Raw genomic sequence first — 2,040 nt, forward strand, 5'->3', positions numbered from 1 at the left:
CTGTAATGCTAAATTTTTGACACCTGATTTAACTATTTGTCCATTATATAACACATGAACAAAATCGGGAATAATGTAATCGAGTAAACGTTGATAGTGTGTAATTACTATAAAAGCATTGTCCTTTGTTTTTAATTGATTAACACCGTTAGCAACTATTTTTAGCGCGTCAATATCAAGCCCCGAATCCGTTTCATCCAATACGGCAAGTCTTGGTTCTAATACAGCCATCTGTAAAATTTCATTACGTTTTTTTTCTCCGCCCGAAAACCCTTGATTTAACGCTCGGCTTAAAAAACCATCTTCCATCTCCACTAATTTTACCTTCTCTTTAATATATTTCAGCATTTCTATTGCACTCAAATCAGTCTTTTTCTGATGTTTTCTAACGGCATTAATGGTGTGTTTAAGAAAATTTGCCGTACTTACGCCTGGTATTTCTATTGGGTATTGAAATGCCTGAAATATACCTTCCTTGGCACGTTCATCAATTGATAATTCGAGAAGGTCTTTTCCCATATAGGTAATACTACCTTCTGTGATTTCATAACCTTCCCGACCTGCTAAAACGTGTGCCAGTGTACTTTTGCCGCTTCCGTTTGGCCCCATTATAGCGTGTACTTCGCCAGCATTTATTTGAAGGTTGATGCCATTCAATATTTTTTTTCCTTCAATTTCTGCGTGTAAATTTTTTATCGTTAACATAAGTTCTGTTTTTATCTAATTATTATTTTATCCTACACTACCCTCTAAACTTACAGAAAGCAATTTTTGTGCTTCCACTGCAAATTCCATTGGTAATTCTTTAAACACATCTTTGCAATAACCATTAACAATAAGATTTATGGCATCCTCCATTTTTAATCCTCTTTGCATACAGTAATAAAGTTGGTCTTCACCTACTTTTGATGTTGTGGCTTCGTGTTCAATTTGTGCGGTATCATTATCAATTTCGAGATAAGGGAAAGTATGCGCACCACATTTATCTCCCATTAATAAAGAATCACATTGTGAAAAATTCTTAGCATTTTCCGCATTTTTCCCTACTTTAACCAGACCTCTGTACGAGTTATTACTTTTGCCTGCTGAGATACCTTTGGAAATAATGGTACTGCTCGTGTTTTTACCAATGTGCCACATCTTAGTTCCTGTATCCGCTTGCTGTAAATTATTTGTAACTGCAACAGAATAGAATTCACCCATTGAATAGTCGCCTTTTAAAATGCAACTGGGATACTTCCAGGTAATGGCAGAGCCTGCTTCAACTTGTGTCCAACTTATTTTTGATCGTACACCTGCACACAATCCTCTTTTGGTTACAAAGTTATAGATGCCGCCTTTGCCGTCTTTATCACCAGGATACCAGTTTTGAATAGTGGAATATTTAATTTGAGCATCGTCAAAGGCTATAAGTTCAACCACTGCGGCATGCAATTGATTTTCATCTCTTATGGGAGCAGTGCATCCTTCCAAATAGCTAACATAGCTGCCTGCTTCGGCTACAATTAATGTTCTTTCAAACTGACCTGATCCCTCGGCATTGATCCGGAAATAAGTGGACAATTCCATCGGGCATCGAACGCCTTTTGGAATATAACAAAACGAACCATCAGTAAACACTGCAGAATTAAGAGCCGCATAAAAATTATCAGTAGAGGGAATAACCATCCCCATGTATTTTTTTATTAGTTCGGGATATTCTTTTACGGCATCGCCAAATGAGCAAAAGATAATTCCTAATTTGGATAACTCTTCTTTGAAAGTAGTTATCACAGATAAACTGTCAATTACAATATCAACGGCAACATTTGTTAATCGTTTTTGTTCTGTTATTGAAATACCTAATTTTTTGAACGTTTCCACTAGTTCAGGATCTACTTCATCTAGGCTGTTGAGTATTTTTTTCTGTTTTGGTGCAGCATAATAAATAATGTCTTGGTAATTTACTGGGGGATATTTTACATTCGGCCATTTGGGTTCCGTAAGGGTCTCCCAATGCCTAAATGCTTCTAAACGCCAGTCAAGCATCCACTGGGGCTC

The 2,040-nt window shown here is 36.8% G+C and carries 2 protein-coding genes; both read right to left on the reverse strand.

Annotated elements, in window-relative coordinates:
* Positions 1–705 (reverse strand): Fe-S cluster assembly ATPase SufC (gene sufC / locus H7254_RS11925; protein ID WP_301933176.1); only part of this gene is annotated, 705 nt, incomplete at its 3' end.
* Between the two features lie 27 nt (positions 706–732).
* The coding region (gene sufB, locus H7254_RS11930; RefSeq protein WP_301933177.1) for a Fe-S cluster assembly protein SufB at positions 733–2,040 on the reverse strand (1,308 nt) is incomplete at its 5' end.

The sequence above is a fragment of the Ferruginibacter sp. genome (genome assembly GCF_014377975.1).
Classification (GTDB): Bacteria; Bacteroidota; Bacteroidia; order Chitinophagales; family Chitinophagaceae; genus Ferruginibacter.